This window comes from Arthrobacter ipis, from assembly GCF_014694315.1.
Taxonomy (GTDB): Bacteria; Actinomycetota; Actinomycetes; order Actinomycetales; family Micrococcaceae; genus Arthrobacter; species Arthrobacter ipis.
Genome location: NZ_JAAOXD010000003.1, coordinates 307,919 through 329,338, shown reverse-complemented (window position 1 = coordinate 329,338; position 21,420 = coordinate 307,919). Strand labels below are relative to the sequence as shown.

Sequence of the window (21,420 nt, the reverse complement as noted above, 5' to 3'; positions counted from 1 at the left end):
ATGTACGTAGTTTCCCTGACCTACAAGGTTGACCAAGAGATCGTGGACCAGCACCTGGATGCCCATGTGGACTGGCTGAAGGATGCTTTTGACGAAGGCGTCTTCATCGCCGCCGGCCGCAAGGTTCCGCGCACGGGCGGCGTGCTGCTCTCTAAAGCCGACCGGCCGACGCTCGATGAGTCTTTGGCCAAGGACCCATTCAACGTGCATGGCGTTGCCGACTTCGATGTCATGGAATTCGCCGCAAACCGTACTGCGCCGGGGTTCGAGAACCTGCTGGACTAATCGCGCGGCTCCATCAGCTTTTTCAGGCCGCCTTTGCGCGGGACCTTCACGGGCTGCGGCCAGCGCGGGCCAAGGTTGTCGCCCAGTGTGACGCCGCGGAGCTTCCGGCCAAACAGCGGCAGCACCCAGTCACTCACCCAGCGCCGCTGCCGCCGCTCCCAGTCGCGGAGCGTCATCCTGGCTGGCGGTTCCCACTCCTTGAGGCTGATCTTGTGCGGCACGCCCAGATGGTCCAGGACCTGGGCGGCGAGGTACTTGTGCCCTGCTTTGGACATATGCAGCCGGTCGGTGTCCCACATGCTGCGGTCGTGAAAGGCCTCAAAACACCAGTAGTCCACGAGCACAGCACCGTACCTGGCCGCAATCTCACGGACCCGCCGGTTGTACCGGGTGTTGCGCTTTTTCAACGGCTCCAGCACCGCTGACACTTTTACGTCGAACCCCGTGAACAGGACCAGGGTGGCACCGGTGGCCGCCAGCCGGGCTACGAGCTCCTCGTACTGCGCGAGGAGCTGGTCCATGTCCGTGCCGAAGTCCAGGATGTCGTTGCCGCCGGCATAGAGGGTGATGAGCGTGGGTTCCATGGCCAGCGCCTGCTCCAGCTGCTCATCCACGATGTGGCGAAGCCGCTTGCTCCTGATGGCCAGGTTGGCGTAATGCCAGCCCGGTTCTGCCTTGGCCAGCTTCTCCGCCACCCGGTCAGCCCAGCCACGCACCCCGTTCGGCAGCCCTGAACTCCGGTCGCCCACGCCCTCGGTGAACGAGTCCCCCAAGGCAACGAACACCCGCCGCCTGCCCCGGTCCGGAAGCAAAGGAGAGTCACCCATCCGGACAAACTAGCTAACCCAGAAGGCCGTAAGGGAAAGAACGGATTAACCCAAGGTGAGCGGGCCGCCGAGCCGCAGCCGCTGGCTTGCGAAGGAGCGCATCGCCGACCAAAGCTGAGCGAGGCCGCCCGCGGCCGAAGGAAGCGTCGGGAGGAAGGGCGGGCCCGAGGGCCCCGAACTGAGCCTGCGAAGTTTGGGAAGGGCCCAACCGCTAAGCGACGGCAAGTCGGCGGTGGAGGCGGACCCAGTCCAGCCCGCAAGGATCGGGGTCAGAGCTCGGCCTTGCCCTGACGCCAGTACCCCATGAAGGCCACCTGCTTCCGGTCAATCCCGACGTCGCGGACCAGGTAGCGCCGCATGTCCTTGATGACCCCGGCTTCCCCGGCAATCCACGCGTAGAACGGCATGGCGCCGGCGGGCTTGTCGGGGTTCCTCGTGGCGCTGACCGTGGCGGCATCGAGCCGGGCCGGGGTTTCCCAGAGGATCTCCTGGTCCACGTTCACGTCGTCCGGCTCTGGGCCGGCGGCACCGGCGGACTTGATACCCACCCAGCCCGGCACGGGGACCGCCGCCCGCACCGCTTCCTGCAGGAGCTCCCCGTGCGGCCGGGACCTGCCGATCGAGGCGCCGCGTGCCAGCCAGGTGATTTCGACGTCGGCTGCTGTCTCCAAATCGAGGAAGTCGCCGGCCTCCGGCACTTCCAGGAAGGCATGCCCAGTCATGTACTCAGGCAGGCTTTCGAGAATGGCGCTGATCGCGGGGACAGCCGTCTCGTCGCCGGCCAGGAGCACCCGTCCGGCGAGGCCGGGCCGCCATTCGATGCCCGAGTACGTTTCCGCGGTAACGCAGTGCGCCGCCCGGTTGTTCGGCCCGATCAGGGTGATGGCGTCCCCCGGCCGGGCCGTCAGCGCCCAGTTCGCCGCGGGACCGCCGTTGCCGGCGGCGTCGAAATGCATCACGAAGTCGACGTCGATCTCCGGGTACACGGCGTCCAGCCGGGCCTGCCGGACGGTGTAGGTGCGCATGGCGCCGCGGGTGGCCGGATCCATGGCCAGCCACTCCTGGTACCAGCCGCTCTCCTCCATCCGGAACTTCGGCAGCGGAAGCCAGCTGCCGTCCGGCCCCAGCGACGGGATCATGAGCTTGATGCGCAGGTCCAGGCTGTCGCCGTGGACGCCAAAGTCGCGCAGCGAGTAGCCGCCGAACGTCACTCGCCGGAAGTTCGGGCTGAGCTCCTGCACCGCCGAGACGGTGACATCGAACGCCAGGGTCATCGGCTCGGTGGCGAAGCCGGGACGGTCCGTGATGGACGTGCGGGCCGGGCTGCTTTGTACTGCACTGGTCTGTACTGCGCTCATGAGGCCATCTCCAGGGTCGTCGTCGAAAGGGTCGTGGTCTGAACTTTTGGGTCGGCGTGGTGCCTGCCGAGGGGGATGATCAGCGGCGTGCCGGACACCGGGTCCGGAACCACCCGGGATTCCAGCCCGAAGACGTTCCGGACCAGCTCCTCGGTAATCACGCTGGACGATGCGCCCTCGGCCACGATCTGTCCGGCCTTCAGGGCGATGACATGGTCGGCGTACCGCGCGGCGAGGTTGAGGTCGTGCAGCACGATCGCCACGGTGGTGCCACGCTGCCGGTTCAGGTCGGTGACCAGGTCCAGCACCTCAACCTGGTGTGCCAGGTCCAGGTAGGTGGTGGGCTCGTCGAGCAGCAGCACGTCCGTTTCCTGGGCGAGCGCCATGGCGATCCACACCCGCTGGCGCTGACCGCCGGAGAGTTCATCGACGTTCCGCCCGACGAGCTCCAGCGTTTCGGTGGCTTCCAGCGCGCGCTGCACCGCGGCGTCGTCCTTCTCCGACCAGCTGCGGAAGAAGCCCTGGTGCGGGTACCGTCCGCGGCCCACCAGGTCACGGACGGTGATGCCGTCCGGCGCCGTCGGGTGCTGCGGAAGCAGGCCGAGGGTGCGGGCCAGCTCGCGCGCCGGGCGGGAGTGGATGTCCTTGCCGTCCAGGGTGACCGCGCCGCCGGCCGGCTTCAGGAGCCGCGACAGCCCCCGCAGCAACGTTGATTTTCCGCAGGCGTTGGCCCCCACGATCATGGTCACCCGGCCCTCGGGAATCTCCGCCGTGAGGTTTTCCACGACCCGGCGCTGGTCGTACTGCAGCGTGAGGTCCCGGGCTTGCAGAACAGCCATCAGGCATCCTTTCGGTTGGACGTGACCAGGAGCCACAGCAGGAACGGGACGCCGAGGGCGCCGGTGACGACGCCGACCGGCAGGACGGTGCCGTCCAGCAGCAGCGGGGCGACATTGGCGGCGAAATAGTCCGCCGCCAGGACGATCAGGGCGCCCACCAGGGCCGACGCCGGGAGGCTTGCTTTGCCGGTGAAGCGGCGGGCGATGGGGCCGGCCAGGAAGGCGACGAACGCCACCGGCCCCGCGGCCGCCGTCGCCCCTGCGGCGAGCGCGACGGCGGTGAGCACCAGCCCCAGCCGGGTCGCGGCCACGCGGATGCCGAGCCCCGCGGCGGCGTCGTCCCCCAGTTCGAGGATGCGCAGCGGTCCGGCCAGCAGTGCGGCTGCCGGGACCAGGACCATCAGCGTCAGGGCCAGCACACACGCTCGGTCCCAGCTGGCGGAGTTGAGCGAACCGTTGATCCAGATCAGCGCTTCCGCGGCAGTGCGGATGTCGGCCCGGGTCATCAGGAAGCTGACCATGGCATGCAGCGCGGCAGCGATGCCAACGCCGGCAAGGACGAGGCGGTTACCGGCGGCGTTCCCGCGGCTGCCACCGCCGAGGCCCAGGGATCCGCTGCGGGAAATGCCGAGGATCAGGGCCGCCACGGCCATCGCACCGCCGAGCGCAGCACCGGACACCGTGGCGCCGGAGGCGCCGAACACCACGATGGCCAACACCGCCGCCGCGCTGGCGCCGTAGCTGATGCCGATCACGTCTGGGCTGGCGAGGGGGTTGCGGAGCATGGTCTGGAAAAGCGCGCCCGAGAGCCCGAAGGCCAGCCCGACCAGCGAGCCGATGACCGCCCGCGGCAGCTTGGCCTCCATCACGATGAAGCTGGCGCCGGGGATCTTCTCGCCACCGGTGAAGTGGGCGGCGAGGATTTTGAAGAAATCGGGGATGGTCACTGTGTAGCTGCCCAGCAGGATGCTGGCCGCCAGGAGAAGCACGACGCCGGCGGCCAGTACCGCGGTCCGGTTCAGCAGACTCCGGTTCAGCCAGTTAAGTTGCCGGTTCGAAACGCGAACGGGCAGATAATGCCCTGTTTCGCCGGTTTTGAGGGCCCTATCTGCCCGTTCGCGCATGGGGGTGGTCGCGGAGGTGGCCGGGTTCGGAGTCACAGGCCTGCCCCCTTGCCACGGCGGACCAGCCACACGAAGACCGGCGCTCCGATCAAGGCGGTCATGATGCCGGCCGGGACCTCGCCGGGAAGCAGGACTACGCGGCCCACGATGTCTGACACCAGCAGCAGCACGGGTGCAAGTACGGCGGAGAAGGGCACGATCCAGCGGTAGTCGGGCCCGGTCAGGGAGCGGACGGCGTGCGGGACAACGAGGCCCACGAACCCGATGGGGCCGGCGAGCGCCGTCGCTGAACCGCACAGCAGGACGATGCCCAGCGCGGTGACGGCCCGGGCCAGGCCGACGTTCTGGCCCAGGCCGCGGGCGACGTCGTCGCCCAGCGCCAGGCTGTTGAGGACCCGTCCAGTGAGAAGCACAATCAGTGCCCCCGCGATGAGGAACGGCAGCCCGGGCAGCACCACGGACCAGTCGCGCCCCGCAATGCCGCCCACCTGCCAGAATCGGAAACGGTCCAGTGTGTCCTGGCTGGACACCAGGATGACGTTCATCAGCGAGAACAGCCCCGCACTCAGGGCGGCGCCCGCCAGGGCGAGCTTGACCGGCGTCGCGCCATCCCGGCCCATGGAGGCAATGAGGTAAACGACGACGGCGGCAGCAGCCGCGCCGATGAACGCGAACCAGATGTAGCCGGTCAGCGAGGAGATGCCGAAGACGTAGATTCCGGTGACCACGGCCAGCGCGGCGCCGGCGTTGACGCCGATGATGCCCGGGTCCGCCAGCGGGTTCCGGGCCACGCCCTGCATTGCCGCGCCCGCCAGGCCCAGTGCCGCACCGGCGAGCAGGCCCAGGACGGTCCGCGGGATCCGGGCATGCACCACGGCATGGTCACCGTCCGCCGGGTTGAACCGGGTCAGTGCCTGCCACACGGTTTCGAGGGCCAGGCCCCGGGCGCCCACGGCAAGTGAGGCGCCGCAGACAACAACGAGCACGACGACGGCGCTCAGCAGCCAGGCGGCGCGCGGCCCGGGAACCCTGCGTGCAGGCTGGGCGCGAACTGGCAGGTGATGCCCTATAGCGCCGGGTTTGGCGTCATTAGCTGCCAGTTCGCGCGGATTGGTCGCCGCCGTTGTGCTCGGTGTCATGGGAAAGTTGCCTGCCCAGCCGCGGCTCAGACCGCGCCTGTGGCTTTATCCGCTGCGCTCGCCAGCTGCGGCAGGAACGTGTCCAGCGACCACGGCAGGCTCAGCGGCGAGGAGGCAGAGATGGACAGGGTGAGCGTGTTGTCCGAGTCCGCGACCATGGCGCCGTTCTTGATGGCCGGGATCTGGCCAAGCAGCGGGTCAGCCTTGATGGACTCGGTGGTCTTGGCGTCCGGAACCCAGGTCACGAAGATGTCGGACTCGAGCTCGTTGGCCTTCTCCGCCGACCACGGGATGAAGAACTCCTTGGAGCCCTTGGAGTTCTCCTCCACCACCGGGGCGAGCTTCATGCCGATTTCGGTGAGGAACCGCGGCCGGTTGTCGTTGGCGGTGTAAACGTTCACGCCGTCGCTCTTGGCCGGCTCGAGGTTTCCGTAGATGAAGCTCTTGCCTGCGAGCTGCGGGTAGGCGGAAACCTTGTCCTTAATGGTGGCCTCGGTGTCGACGATCAGCTTCGTGGCTTCGGCTTCCTTGCCCAGCGCCTTGCCGATGATGCTCGTGGAGTCCTGCCAGGACGTGCCGTAGGCCAGCTCGGGATGCGCAACAACGGGCGCGATTTCGGTGAGCTTCTTGTAGTCCTCTTCCGTCAGGCCGGAGTAGGCACCCAGGATGACGTCCGGGTTGAGCTTGGCGATCTCAGTGAAGTTGATGCCGTCGGCCTCGGAGAACTGGACCGGCGCCTTGTCGGAACCGAAGCCCGCGCCGAGCTTCTCCAGCGCGGCGTCCTTCCACGGCGTCGAGCCCTTCGCGTTGCCGCCCCACTCGTTCTTAGGCACGCCTACCGGAACCACGCCCAGCGCAATGGCAACGTCGTCGTTGACCCAGGAGACCGTGACGACGCGCTTGGGCTGTGCCTTGATGGTGGTTTCGCCAAAGACGTGCTTGATGGTCACCGGGAACTGCCCACTGGCGGATGAAGTGGCGCTGGCTTCCGAAGCAGAAGAAGCGGCCGGCCCGGTGGAGCATGCGGTCAGGGAGAGTGCCGCGGCGGCGAGGACGGCGGTGGCCTTGCCGGCGGTTTTGAGCAGGAAGCGGCGCGTGGTGCCGGCGGCAGCAGCGCCGCCGGTAGCGGCCCACCGGCCGGGGAAGAGGGGGGAAGTCACGGAACTCCTTAGGTGAATGAAGCGAACCTAAGTAAGGCTAGCCTATCCTTCGTGAGATTACGAAAGGTTTGCGTCACGTAATTGCCGCGAGTGGCTAGACTAACTGCCAGCTGCCTTGCCACCTAAGGGTGAACAATGGTTCACTCGAAGGAGTAAACGCCCGTTCACCCCATTCGGGCGCACCTCCCCCCAAAGGCCCCGCCGCACATGACAGCACCCCCCGCCCCAGCACACTCCGCCCCGAAACCAACCCGCAGCGCCTCCGCCATCACCACGGTCCTGGCGCTCAGCGGCACGCTGGTGGCACTCATGCAGACCCTGGTGGTGCCGCTGCTACCGGACTTTCCGCGGATCCTGTCGGTCACGCCTGACGATGCGTCCTGGCTGGTGACCGCCACGCTCCTCGCCAGCGCCGTCGCCACACCGATCGTGTCCCGCAGCGCCGACATGTACGGCAAGCGGAAGATGATGGTGATCTGCCTGGCCATCATGGTGGCCGGTTCGGTCATGGCCGCCCTGGGCGGGACCTTCCTGTGGCTGATCATCGGGCGGGCGCTTCAGGGGTTCTCCGCATCACTGATCCCGGTGGGCATCAGCATCATGCGCGATGAACTGCCCAAGGAAAAGATGGGCTCCGCAGTGGCACTCATGAGCGCCACCCTGGGCATCGGCAGCGCCATGGGCCTGCCGCTCGCCGGCCTCCTCTATGAAAGCCTCGGCTGGACGTCCATTTTCTGGGTCTCCGCGGCAGCCGGCGCGCTGCTGCTGCTGGCGGTTGTGCTCGTGGTTCCGGAGTCCAAGGTGCGCACTCCCGGACGCTTCGACTATGCGGGCGCGCTGGTGCTCTCCGCCGCGTTGGGATCGCTGCTCCTGGCCATTTCCAAGGGCGGCACCTGGGGCTGGGGCTCGGAACCCGTGCTGCTGCTGTTCCTCGCGGCGGCCCTGCTGCTGGCCGCCTGGATTCCCTACGAGCTCAGGGTGGGCCAGCCCATGGTGGATCTTCGCACCACGGCGCGGCGGCCTGTCCTGATGACCAACCTCGCGTCACTGTTGATCGGTTTCGCGATGTTCGCCAACATGCTCCTGACCACCCAGCAGCTCCAGCTCCCCGCTGCCACCGGTTACGGCTTTGAACTGAACGTCATCACGGCCGGCCTCTGCATGGTGCCGTCCGGACTGGCCATGGTGGTGTTCGCGCCGGTGTCCGGCGGGATCATCCGGCGCTTCGGCGGCAAGTCCGCCCTGTTGGCCGGCGCCGCAGTGATGATCGTCGGGTACGTGGGCCGGGTCTTCTTCTACGACTCCATCACCTGGGTGATCATTGGTTCCACCGTGGTAAGCGTTGGCACGGCCATCGCGTATGCCGCCATGCCAACGCTGATCATGGGTGCCGTCCCGATCACGGAGACCGCCTCCGCCAACGGCCTCAACAGCCTGGTCCGCTCCATTGGCACGTCGACCTCCAGTGCCGCCGTCGCCGCGGTGCTGACCTCGGTCACCATTCCGTTGGGTGCCGCCCTGCTGCCGTCCTTTGATGCGTTCCGGGATGTGTTCTGGATGGCCGCGCTGGCGTCCGCGGCGTCCGTCCTTGCTGCCATCTTCATCCCGCGCACCACCACGCACCGCCCCGCAGCGACGGCGGCAGCAGAACTGGTAGTGCAGGGGCGCGTCCTGGCACCCGACCACCGCCCGCTTACTCCCGCCGTCGTTACTGTCCTCCAGACGGGGGGCGATCCGGTGGACTGGAGCCGCGTGGACACTGAGGGCAACTATTCGGTGGCGTTGCCTGGCGCCGGAAAGTACCTCGTGGTGGCCAACGCGGCGGGCTGGGCGCCAATGGCGGAGGTCTTCGATTTCGACGGGCGCACGCTGAAGCAGAACTTCCTCCTGCAGCAGCGGCTGGAAATCAGGGGTAGGGCGGCCATCGGCCGCGAGCCCGTAACCGGCGCCGTGGTCACGCTGCTGCACGCCACCGGGGAGCATGTGGACACAGCAAGGACGGACGACGACGGCGTGTACACGCTTCCGCTGCCCGCCGCCGGGCGCTACATAGTGGCTACGCTTCATCCCGTGACTCATCAAGCCGTGGCGCGGAAGCTCGCCGTCGACAACCGGTCCGTGACCGTGGACCTGGCCGCTGAACGCGCTCCTCAGGTGAACAGCGCAGAAGGGATCGGCGGGGAGCCGGTGCGCGCATGAGCAGCCCCAGCCAGGAGTCCATCCTCACCGCGGCGGGCCGGCTGTTCGGCGAACGCGGCTACCGGGCCGTCACGGTCAGGGACATCGCTGCTGAGGCCGGGGTTTCGGCGGCCCTGGTGATGAAACTGTTTATCTCCAAGGCCAAGTTGTTCGCGGCGGCGCAGCCGGACGAGTCGCTGCTCACCGAGCTGTCTGTCCCGGCCTCCGAGCTCGGCGGCGCCCTGGTCTTCCGCGTGCTGATGCGGCGGGAACGCGGCATGCACGAGCCGTGGGCCATTATTCCGATCAATGTTCACGATGCCCCGGATCCCGAAGCGGCGCGGAACGAGCTGCGCGAACGCTACGTCGGCAGCATCGCGCAGCTGATCGGGGATGCGACGCCGGACCGCCGTTATGCGTCGACTGTCACCGCACTGATGACCGGCTTCGGCGAAACCGTGCGGACGCTGGGACTCTTCGACGGCTGGGACTTCGACGAGCTCGTGGCCTACTACGGGGGGATCGTCCAGGCGCCGATCGACGCGTGCGCTGCCGCACACGCGTCAGCCGCTGGTTGAGCTTGCCGAAACCGTGGTTTCGGCAACCTCAACCAGCGGAGGGTTCAACCAGCGGCGTTACTTGTACGAGATGCTCAGCAGCAGCGCCTTGAGGGCCTGACCCTCCGCACCAGCCAGCCATGACTTGGCGGCGGCGTCATTGGCGAAGGGCTTCTCGATGAACTTCACGTCAGCCAGGATGACGCCGTCCCCGGCGCGGATGATGCCGTCGAGCGCGGATCCCTGCCCGGGCTTGGGGGCCCCCGCCGCCAGGTGCATCCGGTAGGTCGCGTTGCTGTCCATCCGGTCCACGTAGAAGGCGTAGTGGGCAGCCGGCGCGGGCTGCGCCGCGAGCCCCGGAACCGGCGCGGACTCGTAGACGGTGCGGGTCACCGGGTGGGAGACGCCGTCGGCGATCCGTCCGGAGTAGACAGTGGCCTGCTCGGTGCCGCTGGCGTCGATGATCGTGGCCGTGGCCGACTCCAACGGCGACCCGCCGCCGGTGAAGAGCTCAACCTTCCAGTCGGCCGGGTACTTGAAGGACACGTGGCCGTTCGGGAAGGTGTACGTCTTCAGCTCGGCAGGCGCCGGAGCGGACGACGGCGTGGTCCCCGGCGTCGCCGCACCCCCGGCGCCGGCCCCGCCAGCGGCGGAGGCTGAAGGGCTCGGTGACGCCGGTGCCGTCGCGGACGCTGCCGCGGACGATGACGCGGACGATGACGACGGGGCCGAAGACACCAGGGCGCCGCACGCGGCCAGGGCGAAGGCGGCGGCAGCGGCAAGGACAGAGACGACGGGGGCGCGGAACGCAGGGCGCATGATGGTGCCTTTCATGATGACGCCGTCAAGCTCACAGGGGCTGCTCTGCCCGCCGCATGGGAGTGTCCGTGACCCTGTGGAGCGCTTGGCGAAGACTGGTGGAGTCACCACAGTGGCACGCCAAAACAGCCCGCCTCTAGGGCCAGAGCAATAAATCCATCGATTTGTTATAAACCGCGTGAAAGCGTTATGGACTAGCGCAGCACGATATCGACAGGATTGGCCTCGGACCGCCACTGCCCTTCTGTGCCCGGTTTCGGGGTGATAACGGGGGCAGTGAGCACGCCGGAGCGGTTGGTGCGCCTGTCCCGCAGGATCTCCGTGACCGAGCCCAGGTGCCGGGACAGGTCGATGACGTTCTCCGGTGCCGCAAGGAGCAGCTGGAAGCCAAACTCGTGCAGCGCCTTGATGCCCGCCCCGGCAAATTCCTCGGAGGCAAGCACGAATGCCTCGTCCATCATCACCGTGCCGTACGTGGTGAAGCCCTGCTCGGCGATGCCCAGCTGGTAACTCAGCGCCGCGGCCATGATGAACGCGGTGAACCGCTGGCGCTCACCGCCGGACATGGAACCGGTGTCGGCGTGCATGAACACGTCCGTGCGCTTGCCGCCCTTCTTCCCGGGGGCGTCCACCTCGCGGTGCTCCTTGCACTGGATGAACAGGTGCCCGCGCACGTCCAGCACCTCAGCCCGCCAGCGCCGGTCCTCGGGAGTCTGCGACCCCAGCCGCTTCACCAGCGTCTCCAGGGACTTGTAGCGGGCGGTCAGCTCGGCGTCCTCATTCTGGCCGGCGTGGGCGGTGTCCGCCTTGGCTGCCTCTGCCTTGGCCGGCCGGATGTGACGGGTCTTCAGCGCGTTCTGGATGGCGTCCTTGAACTGCTTAGCCGTGGCCGGCAGGGTCTGCTTGATGTCGAGTTCCAGGTAGCTGCCCTCGTGGAAATTCACCTCGGACAGGATCCCGTTCAGCGGCAGGATCCTGCTGGTGATGGACCGGCGTTCCTCGTCGAGCAGGTGGAGCAGCGTGCTGAACGACTCGTGCGTGCGCTGGTTGAAGAACTGCCGGAACTCGGCCTCCTGAGCCGGCAGCCCGTCATTGATGATCGCGTGGTAGCGGGCTTCGAACTCGCCGACGGCGCCGATGGACGTGCCATGGTCGGCCGAAATGGCGGTGCCCCAGTCGCGGACGAAGCCTTCGAAGATCCGGGTCAGCCGCTCCGACGTGGCCTGGGCCCGGGACTCTGCACCGTGCAGGTCGCCGAGCAGCTGGGTCCGCACCCGGCCGGCAAGGTTGTCCAGCTCATGCATTTCAGCGACGTCGCCGAATTCGGCGAAGTACGGCACCAGCGCCGCAGAGGTGGAGTCCGACGGCGGCGCCTGGGTCAGGCGGATGCGCGCGGCTTCCAGCAGCGAGTCGGAGGCGGTGAGCCGCTGGTCCAGCGCCTTGTATTCGCTCTGCAGCACCGCGGCGGCCTCGGTGCTGGACTGGTGCTTCTGGCGCGCCGCCTCGATGTTGGCGCGGAGCGGTTCAAGGTCCGCCTGGGCCGCGAGGGCGTCCTTGAGCCGCTGCTCAATCCTGGCAAGCTCGTCTGCCGCTACCGCGGCCGAGACCTGCTCCCACGAGCGGTTGTCCTCGGCCACCCTGCGCAGGGCTTCGAGCTGCCGGGACAGGTCCTGGTGCGATTCCTCGCGGCTTTGGGCCAGCTGTGCCGCCTTGGCCAGTTCCTGGCGCAGGTCCTCCACCTGTCCGGCCACGAGCTCCAGCTTGGAGGCATTGTCGAACCCGAGGACGTAGTCCTGCCGGCCGGTGAACCGGTCGTCCTTCTCCACGGTGTGCCGGTTGCGTTTGACCACGCCGCCGAGGCTCAGGCCCTTGTCCAGGGCCGCCAGTTCATCGGGGTTCTCCACGCACGGGTACGCGAAGTCGAGGGCGATCCGCTCACGGATCCACACGCCTGCTTGTGCGGCTGCGCCGCCCTTTGTCCCGGTGGTTAGGATGTCCAGCTTGGTCAGCAGGTCGCCGTCGGCCACGTCCTCCACTGCGAGCGCCGCCCCGGCGAGCGGCTTGGACACGTCCACCGCGCGCAAAGCGCCCCGGACGGCGTGGCCGTTCAGGTAACGGGTGACGGCGGCAAAGTGCTCGCCCGGGACCAGCAGCGTGGTGGCCAGGTTCCGCAGGGCACGTTCAGCGGCGGGGCGCCAGTGATCCTGGCCCTCCGCGAGGTCGATCAGCTCGCCGCCGAACGGCATCTGCTCCTCGGGGACGCCGGTGGCGGCCGCAATCGCGGCCCGGTTTTCAATGCTCGACGGCGGCAGCAGGGACTTGCGCGTTTTCAGCGACACCAGCTCCTGCTCGGCTGCGGCAAGCTCGCGCTTCTTCGTGGCGTGGGCGTCGAAGGCCTCGAAGCGGAGCTCCTGCAGGGCCGCGGAGTCGTCCTTCAGCTCGGCAGAACGGGTGGCCGCCTGTTCGTGGGCCTGCTCCCAGCCCTCAGCCGTCCATTCCAGGTCCAGGCCGGCATCCGCCAGCGCCTGCCGGGCCGCCTCCTCCACCTGCTGGCTGAGCTTCAGCCCCACCCGGGCGTTCCCGAGGGATTGCTCGATCGAGGAGATGGCGTTGCCGCCCTGGTTGTTATAGTCAGCTTCGAGCTGCCGGAGTTCCTTGGCCAGCCCGTCCCGCACGCCGCGTTCCGCTGCGAGCTCCTTGGCCTTTGCCTGGGCGAGCGCCTTGAAGCGGGCGAGCGTTTTTTCGTGCACGGTGACAGCGAGCTGCTGCCGGTAAGCCTCGAACTCCTCGCCCGCCAGTTCACGCAGCCGGTTCGCGTCCAGCAGTGACTGCGCGTACTCCCTGTTCAGTCCCGGGACGGGGGCCAGCTGGTCGCGCTGCTGCCGAACGTCCTCCAGCCGCTGCCGGATGGACATGAGGTTGCTGAATTCCTCGACGACGTCGTCCGCCGCCGCCAGCGTGGCCGGCGCATCCAGCACCTGGTCGCGGAAGAAGGTGTTCACGCTGCCGCCGAGGCCCTTGCCGGCCTGGATGACACGGAGCAGGGGCAGCGCCTGGTCCGAGTTGATGCCCAGGAGCCGGCGGAACCGCTCGGCGAAGGCCTTGTGCACGTCAAAGACCTGGGCCTCCGGGAAGATGTTCTCCAGCGCGGCCCGGGTGAACCGCTTCTCGGCGATGTCCTCGATGGCGGGGAGGTCCAGCGGCCTGTTGTCGATCAGGTAGTACCGGCCAACGCTGGACTCCGTGCCGTTCTTGGGCAGGTCAAACAGAGCCGACACCGTCACCTTGGTGCCGGCTGCGTTGTCGAACGTGAGGGCGACGGCGGACCAGGTGGCACCGGGACGCTGGAAGGCACTGGCCGAGCCCTCACCGACGGCCTTGTCCCCCACCTTGCCGCGCATGTACGTGAACGTGGTCCGCTTGTCCTCCACTGCGCCCGAACGCTGGGCTGCCGCCTCGTTGGAGCGCGGCCGGGCGTCGAACACCCGCAGCATGGCGTCGAACAGCGTCGACTTGCCCACCCCGGAGTTGCCGGTCAGCAGCGTGCCGTTGCGGTCCACGTGCATCGTGTGGGCGCCGTGGAACGTGCCCCAGTTGACCACCTGCACCAGGGCCAGGCGCATCTGGCCCGGGTTAACGACGTCGCCCAGCGGAAGCATGCTCGCAATACTCACTTGTGGTCCTTCCCTGCACTGGTCGCCTTCGACTCCGCAGTCGATGCCGCCCCCTGGGCGGCACCGGCTGCTCCGTCTGTTGTCACGTCGCCCTGGGCGTCGTCATCCGTGTCTTCCGCTGCCTCCGTGCTGTCGACGTCGAGCTCTATTAGGGGTTCGGTGCCTGACTGGTCTGTTGTGGCGGCTATTAGCGCATCGATTTGGGCGGGGATGTCGCCTATGTTGTCGAACGGGAGGGCCAGGGGCAGGGCGTTGGAGATTGTGTAGACGTCGTCCAGGCCGGTGGTGAGCAGGAGCTGGCGGGCAAGGAGTTTGGTGATGGCCCGGTTGACGACGTCAGAGTCGCGCAGGGCGTCCTGCAGGCCTGCCGGCTGGTAGTGGGCCACGAGCTCGGCGATTTCTTCCCGCGTGATGGTCGGGTCCGTCTGCGCCGTGACGTGGCGATCCAGCAGGAGGCGCAGGCGCAGCAGCACGATGGTCTCCACGCGGCTCAGGGCACGCTGCTGGCGCAGGATGCTGGAACGGGCGCTGCCGCCGATCGCTTCCGGGTCCACGGGGCGCAGCACAGCGACCTTTCGCTCGTGGTCCAGCTGCAGCGTGAGGAACAGCTCGGAGAGCCGGCTGCGCAGGATCAGCTGGTTGTCCAGCAGCGTTGTCCAGAGTTTCTCGTCCCGGCCGCCATCAACGTACGGGCCCTTCAGCAGCTTCACGAGTGCCTGGCGGACCTTCATCGGAAGCACGCCAGTGTCACCGGGGAAGAGAGCGGCTCCGTCCACAAACGTGTCGCGGGGGCTGACTGAGCCGTTGATTGAGCTTGTCGAAATCTGCGGGGTTTCCCTTTCGACAGGCTCAACCAGCGAGGTTTCGGTAGGCTCAACCAGCGGGGTTTCGACAGGCTCAACCAGCGGGGTTTCGGTGGGCTCGGCCACCGGGGCCGCGGCGTCCGCCGTCGTAATCTCTTCAGTCATCGCTAATCCTTCTTGAGCGTTACCACCGGCAGGTACGCCTTGCGGGTGGTGCCGTCTATCTGTTCGAAGTCGAGGGCCTCCCACGCCAGCTGGTCAAAGCCGGCACCGGTGTGGAGTGCGTGCGAGAGGAGCGCCCGGATGGAGTTGATGTGCTGCTCCTCCGGCGGAAGCTGCTCCCAGGCCTCCGCGAGGGTCGAGGCACCGGCTGCCGCGGCATGGATCGCCTCCGGCCTGGCCTTGGCGGTCCGGGGCGAGCGGACCCGGTCCGAGTCGCTGAACGCGATGGGGTCGGCGAGCTTGGGCGGGGCCGCAAACTCGTCCGGGTCGAAAAGCTTGACCATGGCGAGGGATTCGAAACCTGCGTTGAACAGCACCGGACCCCGGACCAGGCCCGGCCGTTCGCGTTCGTAGGGCATCGACCGGATGGCCTGTTCCGCCTCGCGCAGCACCTTGCGGAGCCGCACCGACTGGCGGAAATCGTCGCTCTGGACGTACGTGTTCAGGCTCTCGCTGAGCTTGCCGTAGATGCGCTGGATCTGGCTGTGCTGCTGCCGGAGCTCGGCCACCAAATTTTTCAGGGTCTCCCTGTCCTCCGGCGAAAGGTCGTCCGCGAACTGGCGGCTGAGCACCTCGCCGATCGCGGAGCGGAAGCGCAGCTGCTGCTGCGGGTCCTCGAGGAAGGCGGTGAAGGAACGGAAGGTCCTGCCCTCCGGGCTTTGGCGCAGCCGCTTGTCCGCCTCAAGAACCTGGGCCATCGTGGCGCCCTTCGTCAGGGATTCCTCGATGATCTGGTTCCGAAGCTCGCCCACAAGCTCCTCGATCCGGTCACGCATTTTCTTGTAGTCCGCGGGCAGGCTGGCAGCAAGGTCCAGGATGTTGCCGGCCGCCTCGACGGCCTGGTCGTCGTCGAGGAGACCGTCGAAGTCGCCGGAGCTGATGTCCTCGATAAGCTGCTGCCGCTCGCCGATCTCCTCCTCCAGCGCTTCGAGCCGGGCGCTCTGGTCCGGGTTGGTCTCGTTGGCGAGCTTCTCCACGTCGCCCAGCAGCGTGCCCAGCCGGGACCCGTTGAGCGTGGACCTTTCGCTGGAGAGGCTGTCCAGGAACGCCAGCACGCGGGCGGCCGGCTCGGTGACCTCGTAAACGATCTGCCCCGACTGGTTCCGGCGCGTCAGGAACTGCTTGCGGGTCCACTCATCGCCGAAGGACTTCCCGTTGGCATGGCCGCCCAGTCCCGGGTCATGGCGGCGCAACTGCTCAAGGAAGGAGTCGACGTCGGCATGGAATTCTTCCAGCGGAAGCTGCGGCCGGGTGCGCGTGAAGGATGCCTGCAGGACAGCGATCACCCACGGGGCGGAGCGGGTGAGGGCCCATGCCGGCCCCTTGGTAAGGAGCTCGAGGTCCCTGAGCCTGGCGCTGATCGCGTCAGCGGAGGACGTAGCGGACCGGGGCACACACTCTCCTTCGGCAGCTTGGGGGATGGTCTGGGCAGCGGAAACCCGAAAAACTGCCAACTACAAGGTTAACGCAGAGCCCAGGGCGGCCCGCGCCGCGGTTCCCCGCAACCCCCGAGGCAACTCCGGGCCCGTTAGCAACGTTACGGGTGTGACAGATGAGGTTTTCGCAATCACTCTGTGACCTACGGCGCAGTATTGTCTCGATCCCGTATCAACGCGGCCACAGCATGGCTGAGGCGCTAGAGGAAGCTCCGCCCATGGCCCTAGTCTCGAGCTACTGATCTGATCCAACCGCAGCAACGGCGCAGGGGGAAGCATGCAGTTCGACTTGAGTGCAGTGGAGACAGGCACCTTGGTGTTCATCGGAACGCTGATGGTTGCCTTGGCACTTGTCCTCTTCGTGGCGGTGGCGGGATTCGCCGCGCTGGTCCTGGTGGGTGTGGGGAGGCTGGCCTGGGTGGTCATTGCCGGGGCCCTGCTCAGGACCGTCCACGGGATCAACCACGCCTGGGACAGCTTGGTGCACCACGCCTCGGCAGTCGAGTTTCCCTCGGAGTTTCAGGGACAGCCGTCCCCTAGCACCGGAACCTACCCGCGGGTAGCATTGAGGGACAGCTGAAGGGTTCTCCACCCGCGGCGGACCCAGGGCTTTGAGCCGGTCATCCGGTCAGAGGAGATGCCCCGTGAGCTCCGCCACTGACAGCCAGGCAACTGAACGCCAGGCCCCTGACAGCAGGGCTGGTCACAGCACAGCCACCGCCAACACGGCTGCGGACGGTACTGGCGCCATCCCGCCCGTGGACAGTCCCGCGTCCGAAACACCCGTTGCTCCGGAGAAGATCGGCGCAGGGGCGTCCGCAGAGGACGCCCGCGCCATTGCCGAGGCAGCGCGCGAAACCGAGTGGGCCAGACCCAGCTTCGCCAAGGGCCTGTATCTCGGCAGCTTTGACCTGGCCCTCGTCCACCCCTGGCCCGCCGCCAAACCCGATGACGTCGAACGCGGCGAGGCCTTCATGGCACGGCTGACGGAGTTCTGCCGCACCATGTCCGGACGGACCATCGAACGCGACGCGAAAATTCCCGACGAGTACCTCCGCGGCCTGGCAGAACTGGGCGTGTTCGGCATGAAAATACCGCAGGAGTATGGCGGCCTTGGCCTGTCCCTGGTGTACTACGGGCGGGCGCTGGCGCTGCTGGGATCGGTGCACCCGAGCCTGGGCGCCCTACTCTCGGCCCACCAGTCCATCGGCGTGCCGGAACCGGTGAAGGTATTCGGTACCCCCGAACAGAAACGCAGGTACCTGCCGCGCTGCGCAGAGGGGGCGGTTACCGCGTTCCTGCTGACCGAGCCCGACGTCGGCAGCGACCCCGCGCGGATGGGCAGCACTGCTGTCCCGAGCACCGACGGCCGGTCTTACGTTCTGGACGGCGTCAAACTCTGGACCACCAACGGGGTGATCGCCGAGCTCGTGGTGGTGATGGCAGTGGTGCCACAGCACACCGACGCGGACGGCGCCGTCCACAAGGGCGGCATTACCGCGTTCGTGGTGGAAATGGACTCCCCGGGAATCACGGTGGAGAACCGGAACACCTTCATGGGCCTGCGTGGCATCGAGAACGGGGTGACCCGGTTCCATCAGGTCCAGGTACCGGCCGCCAACAGGCTCGGCCGTGAAGGCCAGGGTCTGAAAATTGCGCTTACCACGCTGAACACCGGCAGGCTCTCGCTGCCCGCGCTGTGCGTGGCGACGGGCCGCTGGAGCCTCAAGATCGCGCGGGAATGGTCCAATGCGCGCACCCAGTGGGGCCGCCCGGTGGGCAGGCACGAGGCAGTCAGCAAGAAGATCGCCTTCATCGCCGCCACCGCCTTCGCCCTGGACGCCGTGTTCGAGCTCTCCGCGGAAATGGCGGACGCCGGGCAGAAGGACGTCCGCATTGAGGCGGCGCTGGCCAAGCTGTGGTCCACCGAGATCAGCTACCGGATCGCGGACGAACTTGTGCAGATCCGCGGCGGCCGCGGCTTCGAGACGGCCGAGTCGCTCGAAGCGCGCGGCGAGCGGGCCGTCCCCGCCGAGCAGCAGCTGCGCGACCTGCGGATCAACCGCATCTTCGAGGGCTCGTCCGAGATCATGCGTTTGCTCATAGCCCGCGAGGCCGTGGACGCGCACCTCGCCGCAGCCGGGGACCTGGCCTCCGCGGAGGCGAGCCTTTCGGACAAGGCGCGGGCCGCCGTCGGAGCCTCCGGCTTTTACGCAAAATGGCTGCCTAAACTGGTGGCCGGTGCCGGCATGGATCCGCGGTCCTACAGTGATTTCGGGCGGCTGGCCAAGCACCTCCGTTTCGTGGAGCGGTCCTCGCGGCGGCTGGCCCGGCAGACCTTCTATGGCATGGGCCGCTGGCAGGCCAGGCTGGAACACAAGCAGGCCTTCCTTGGCCGGATCGTCGATATCGGAGCCGAGCTGTTCGCCATGGCGGCCTGCTGCTCGCGCGCCGAGATGCTGCTCCGGACCGCACCTGAACGCGGTGCCACCGCGTTTGAACTGGCCGACGCCTTCTGCGAGCAGGCACGCGTCCGGGTGGACGAATATTTCGACCAGCTGTGGCGCAACACCGACGACGGCGACCGCGACCTCGCGCGCAAGGTGCTCGCCGGCGACTACACGTGGCTGGAGGCCGGCGTGCTGGACCAGTCCGAGGGGACCGGCCCGTGGATCGCCGACGCCTCCGCGCGCGTATCGACCAAGGAAAACCTGCACCGCGCCTACCGCTGACCGCACCAGCCACCGGACACCTGACGCCTGACGCCGGAACACCAGCTCTGACCGCCCACACCGCCCGTGACAAGGGGAGACGCGCCAAAACCAAGATACTAAGCATCCTTGCTAATGCCCATTGAACGGAGTTAGCTAGAAACTGAGGCCAGTGCCTTGGCCTCAGGCATTGCGTTGCCCGGCTTAGGCCCCTGAGTCCGGGTCCGTTCAATGAAAGCGAGTCGCTGATGAGCAGCCCAACCGGCTCCGGGGACAGGCGCCCCCGGCGCACTTCCCCTGAATCAGGCACGTCCGAACCCAACAGGCCCGAACGCAGCAGGCCTGAACACAGCGCGGCAGAGCCCCCTTCCAGCTACAGCACCGCGGAACGCAGTTCGGCAGACGCTCCCACGGAGGCAACTCCGGTCTACGATGCCACCCAAACCCGGCGTTCCGCCGTCCGCCCCGGTGCCACAAGCGCTGGCGCCACCAGCACCGGCGCCTCGACGGACACACACACCCGGGCCCTCAACACCACGGACGCGGTCACTCCATACGCCGAGCGCGACTACACGCCCGGCAACGAACGGGACGACCGCACGGACACGGCACGCTCCGACGACCCGGCCTTTGCCACCCGGGAAATGGCCGCGGCCCGCCAAAAGGAGGCGTTCGGCGGCATCAAGATCGGCTCAGCGTTCTTTGGCTGGCTGGCCGCCACGGGGATGGCCGTGCTGCTGACCGCCCTGGTCGCCGCGGCCGGCACCGCCGTGGGACTTGCCACGAACACCGACGTAAACGCCGCCGTGGGCCGGGCAGCCTCAAACCAGACAGTGGGAATCGTGGGCATCATCGTCCTGCTGGTCATCCTCTTCGCCTCCTACTACAGCGGCGGCTACGTCGCCGGCAGGATGGCCCGGTTCAATGGCGCGAAGCAGGGGTTCGCCGTGTGGATCTGGGCCCTGATCGCGGCTGTGCTGGTGGCCGTGCTCGGTATGATCGCCGGCGAGCAATTCAATATCCTGGCTCAGCTGAACAGCTTCCCGCGAATTCCAGTCAACGAAGGCCAGGTGACCACCACCGGCATCATTGCCGCCGTCGTGGTCGCCCTGGTGGCGCTGGTGGGCGCCATCTTGGGCGGCATGGCCGGCATGCACTTCCACCGAAAGGTGGACCGCGCCGGTTTCACTCCCACGGCGGATTACGAGGAGCACTGAATCAGGAAGACCAGTGACCTGCGGCCGGGCGCGGCCGCAGGTTCCACTACCGGTAGAGCGCGACGGCGTCCAAGTAGAACCAACGCCGGTCCACCCTTAGGAAGCGGCTGGTTTCATGGTGGACGCCCCGCTCGCCGTCCTGACGGAAGTGCGCCTTGAACTCCACGGTGCCCTCGGTGTCGAGCGGGCCGCCCCGCTCGGCGGACACGATGTCCAGCCGCCGCCATTCCAGACCCGGATCGAAGTCCAGTTCGGAAGGCCGGGTGCTGGGATGCCATGTTTTCAGGAGGTAATCGGCATGCAGCAGGACGAAGGCGGAGTAACGGGAACGCATCAGCTGCTCGGCGGTGGCTGCGTCTGCCGAACCGGAGTGGAACCGGCCGCAGCAGTCCGTGTACTGCTCGCCCGAAAGGCACGGGCAGTTGCCGGAAAAGGGTTTTGGCTCGGTCATGGCATCCCTGGGAACGTGGCGGTCGCTTGCTGGTTCAGCCTATCGGCGCCTGCGAAGGGCCGCGTCCTATAACAGCTTTGAAACAACAGTTGCCGCTACTTGCCATGCGGGCATGTCGGCAGTAAATAGTCCGTATGGTTGTTAGGGGCTGTTTTCCGGCGTAATCACCGGCTCGATCACTGGGGGACGAGCCGGGCGCCGATGGTAAGGAGGGTGAAGTGGAAGATCCGACAACGATTGCACTGAACCTGACATTTTTGGGCACCCTGGGCGTTGCCTTCCTCATGTTCATCGGCCTGTGCATCAGTGTGATGCTCACGCTGGTGATTGCAGGGCTGGGACGCCTTGTAGCGCTGATCGTGATGGCGCTGTTCGGCCGCCGGCCCAAAAACGAAACCATTGAGATCGTGCGGCTCGCCGCGGACGGCACCCCGCTGCCCGCCGAGACGGAAACGGTGCCGGCAAAAGCCAAGGCGAAAAAGGCCCCCAAGGCCCCCCGCCCGGTACGCGAGCCCCGTGCTCCGATCGACTGGAGGAAGCTCCGGACCCGCACCGGCCTCCAGGAGGCGCTCTGCAGCGCCGTCGTCCACCACCCGCTGGTGACCGCCGCCCGGCCGGTA

At 67.4% G+C, this 21,420-nt stretch carries 17 protein-coding genes and 1 pseudogene; 7 read left to right on the top strand and 11 right to left on the bottom strand.

The annotated features are described in order from the left end of the window. Window positions 1-285, top strand: a complete 285-nt coding sequence (locus G9E11_RS08525) for a YciI family protein (protein WP_190604748.1) — start codon at window positions 1-3, stop codon at window positions 283-285. Here G9E11_RS08525 and G9E11_RS08520 read toward each other — a convergent pair. The 6 genes from G9E11_RS08520 to G9E11_RS08495 all read right to left on the bottom strand — a co-directional run bounded on the left by G9E11_RS08520 (window position 282) and on the right by G9E11_RS08495 (window position 6,732). After that, complete coding sequence (locus G9E11_RS08520) at window positions 282-1,112, bottom strand: SGNH/GDSL hydrolase family protein (protein ID WP_190604747.1); 831 nt, start codon at window positions 1,110-1,112, stop codon at window positions 282-284. The two genes, G9E11_RS08525 and G9E11_RS08520, sit on opposite strands and share 4 nt — an antisense overlap. Before the next feature lie 269 nt (window positions 1,113-1,381). Continuing rightward, window positions 1,382-2,386: a siderophore-interacting protein gene (locus G9E11_RS08515; RefSeq protein WP_190605915.1), complete on the bottom strand. Its 1,005-nt coding sequence runs from the start codon at window positions 2,384-2,386 to the stop codon at window positions 1,382-1,384. 80 nt (window positions 2,387-2,466) lie between these two features. Beyond that, on the bottom strand, window positions 2,467-3,309 hold the full coding sequence (locus G9E11_RS08510) for an ABC transporter ATP-binding protein (RefSeq protein ID WP_190604744.1): 843 nt from the start codon (window positions 3,307-3,309) through the stop codon (window positions 2,467-2,469). After that, entirely contained in the window at window positions 3,309-4,433 is a 1,125-nt protein-coding gene (locus G9E11_RS08505; RefSeq protein ID WP_246468872.1) for a FecCD family ABC transporter permease, read from the bottom strand. The genes G9E11_RS08510 and G9E11_RS08505 overlap by 1 nt, the downstream gene beginning before the upstream one ends. A 32-nt stretch (window positions 4,434-4,465) precedes the next feature. Next, complete coding sequence (locus tag G9E11_RS08500) at window positions 4,466-5,572, bottom strand: FecCD family ABC transporter permease (RefSeq protein WP_246468827.1); 1,107 nt, start codon at window positions 5,570-5,572, stop codon at window positions 4,466-4,468. A 26-nt stretch (window positions 5,573-5,598) separates the two neighbouring features. After that, window positions 5,599-6,732 carry an iron-siderophore ABC transporter substrate-binding protein gene (locus G9E11_RS08495; RefSeq protein WP_311764323.1) on the bottom strand — a complete coding sequence of 378 codons (1,134 nt, stop codon included), beginning with the start codon at window positions 6,730-6,732 and terminating at the stop codon, window positions 5,599-5,601. Between the two features lie 207 nt (window positions 6,733-6,939). Between G9E11_RS08495 and G9E11_RS08490 the strand changes: the two genes are divergently transcribed. Together G9E11_RS08490 and G9E11_RS08485 are read left to right on the top strand one after the other, a co-directional pair. Further along, window positions 6,940-8,931, top strand: a complete 1,992-nt coding sequence (locus G9E11_RS08490; protein WP_190604742.1) for an MFS transporter — start codon at window positions 6,940-6,942, stop codon at window positions 8,929-8,931. Then, the gene (locus tag G9E11_RS08485; RefSeq protein WP_190604740.1) at window positions 8,928-9,488 is read left to right on the top strand and encodes a TetR/AcrR family transcriptional regulator; all 561 of its coding nucleotides are present in this window, start codon (window positions 8,928-8,930) and stop codon (window positions 9,486-9,488) included. The genes G9E11_RS08490 and G9E11_RS08485 overlap by 4 nt, the downstream gene beginning before the upstream one ends. A gap of 57 nt (window positions 9,489-9,545) precedes the next feature. Here the strand turns inward: G9E11_RS08485 and G9E11_RS08480 are convergent, their stop codons facing one another. From G9E11_RS08480 to G9E11_RS08465, 4 genes are all read right to left on the bottom strand, one after another. Further along, window positions 9,546-10,301 carry a hypothetical protein gene (locus G9E11_RS08480; protein WP_190604738.1) on the bottom strand — a complete coding sequence of 252 codons (756 nt, stop codon included), beginning with the start codon at window positions 10,299-10,301 and terminating at the stop codon, window positions 9,546-9,548. A 179-nt stretch (window positions 10,302-10,480) separates the two neighbouring features. Continuing rightward, window positions 10,481-13,960 carry an ATP-binding protein gene (locus G9E11_RS08475; protein WP_190604737.1) on the bottom strand — a complete coding sequence of 1,160 codons (3,480 nt, stop codon included), beginning with the start codon at window positions 13,958-13,960 and terminating at the stop codon, window positions 10,481-10,483. Beyond that, window positions 13,957-14,928, bottom strand: a complete 972-nt coding sequence (locus G9E11_RS08470) for a DUF4194 domain-containing protein (RefSeq protein ID WP_246468826.1) — start codon at window positions 14,926-14,928, stop codon at window positions 13,957-13,959. The genes G9E11_RS08475 and G9E11_RS08470 overlap by 4 nt, the downstream gene beginning before the upstream one ends. 2 nt (window positions 14,929-14,930) lie before the next feature. Beyond that, window positions 14,931-16,379: a DUF3375 family protein gene (locus G9E11_RS08465; protein WP_190604735.1), complete on the bottom strand. Its 1,449-nt coding sequence runs from the start codon at window positions 16,377-16,379 to the stop codon at window positions 14,931-14,933. 319 nt (window positions 16,380-16,698) lie between these two features. On the opposite strand from G9E11_RS08465, the gene G9E11_RS08460 reads away from it, so the two are divergent. The 3 genes from G9E11_RS08460 (at window position 16,699) to G9E11_RS08450 (ending at window position 20,349) form a co-directional block, all read left to right on the top strand. After that, window positions 16,699-17,001, top strand: coding sequence for a hypothetical protein (locus G9E11_RS08460; RefSeq protein ID WP_190604733.1), 303 nt, complete (start codon window positions 16,699-16,701; stop codon window positions 16,999-17,001). A 178-nt stretch (window positions 17,002-17,179) separates the two neighbouring features. After that, entirely contained in the window at window positions 17,180-19,153 is a 1,974-nt protein-coding gene (locus tag G9E11_RS08455) for an acyl-CoA dehydrogenase family protein (RefSeq protein ID WP_190605909.1), read from the top strand. A gap of 227 nt (window positions 19,154-19,380) precedes the next feature. Beyond that, entirely contained in the window at window positions 19,381-20,349 is a 969-nt protein-coding gene (locus G9E11_RS08450) for a TIGR04086 family membrane protein (RefSeq protein ID WP_190604731.1), read from the top strand. A gap of 46 nt (window positions 20,350-20,395) precedes the next feature. Here G9E11_RS08450 and G9E11_RS08445 read toward each other — a convergent pair whose 3' ends face one another. Beyond that, window positions 20,396-20,800 carry a YchJ family protein gene (locus G9E11_RS08445; RefSeq protein ID WP_190604729.1) on the bottom strand — a complete coding sequence of 135 codons (405 nt, stop codon included), beginning with the start codon at window positions 20,798-20,800 and terminating at the stop codon, window positions 20,396-20,398. A gap of 218 nt (window positions 20,801-21,018) precedes the next feature. On the opposite strand from G9E11_RS08445, the pseudogene G9E11_RS08440 reads away from it, so the two are divergent. After that, a pseudogene (locus G9E11_RS08440) lies at window positions 21,019-21,420 on the top strand (hypothetical protein); the annotation flags it as partial.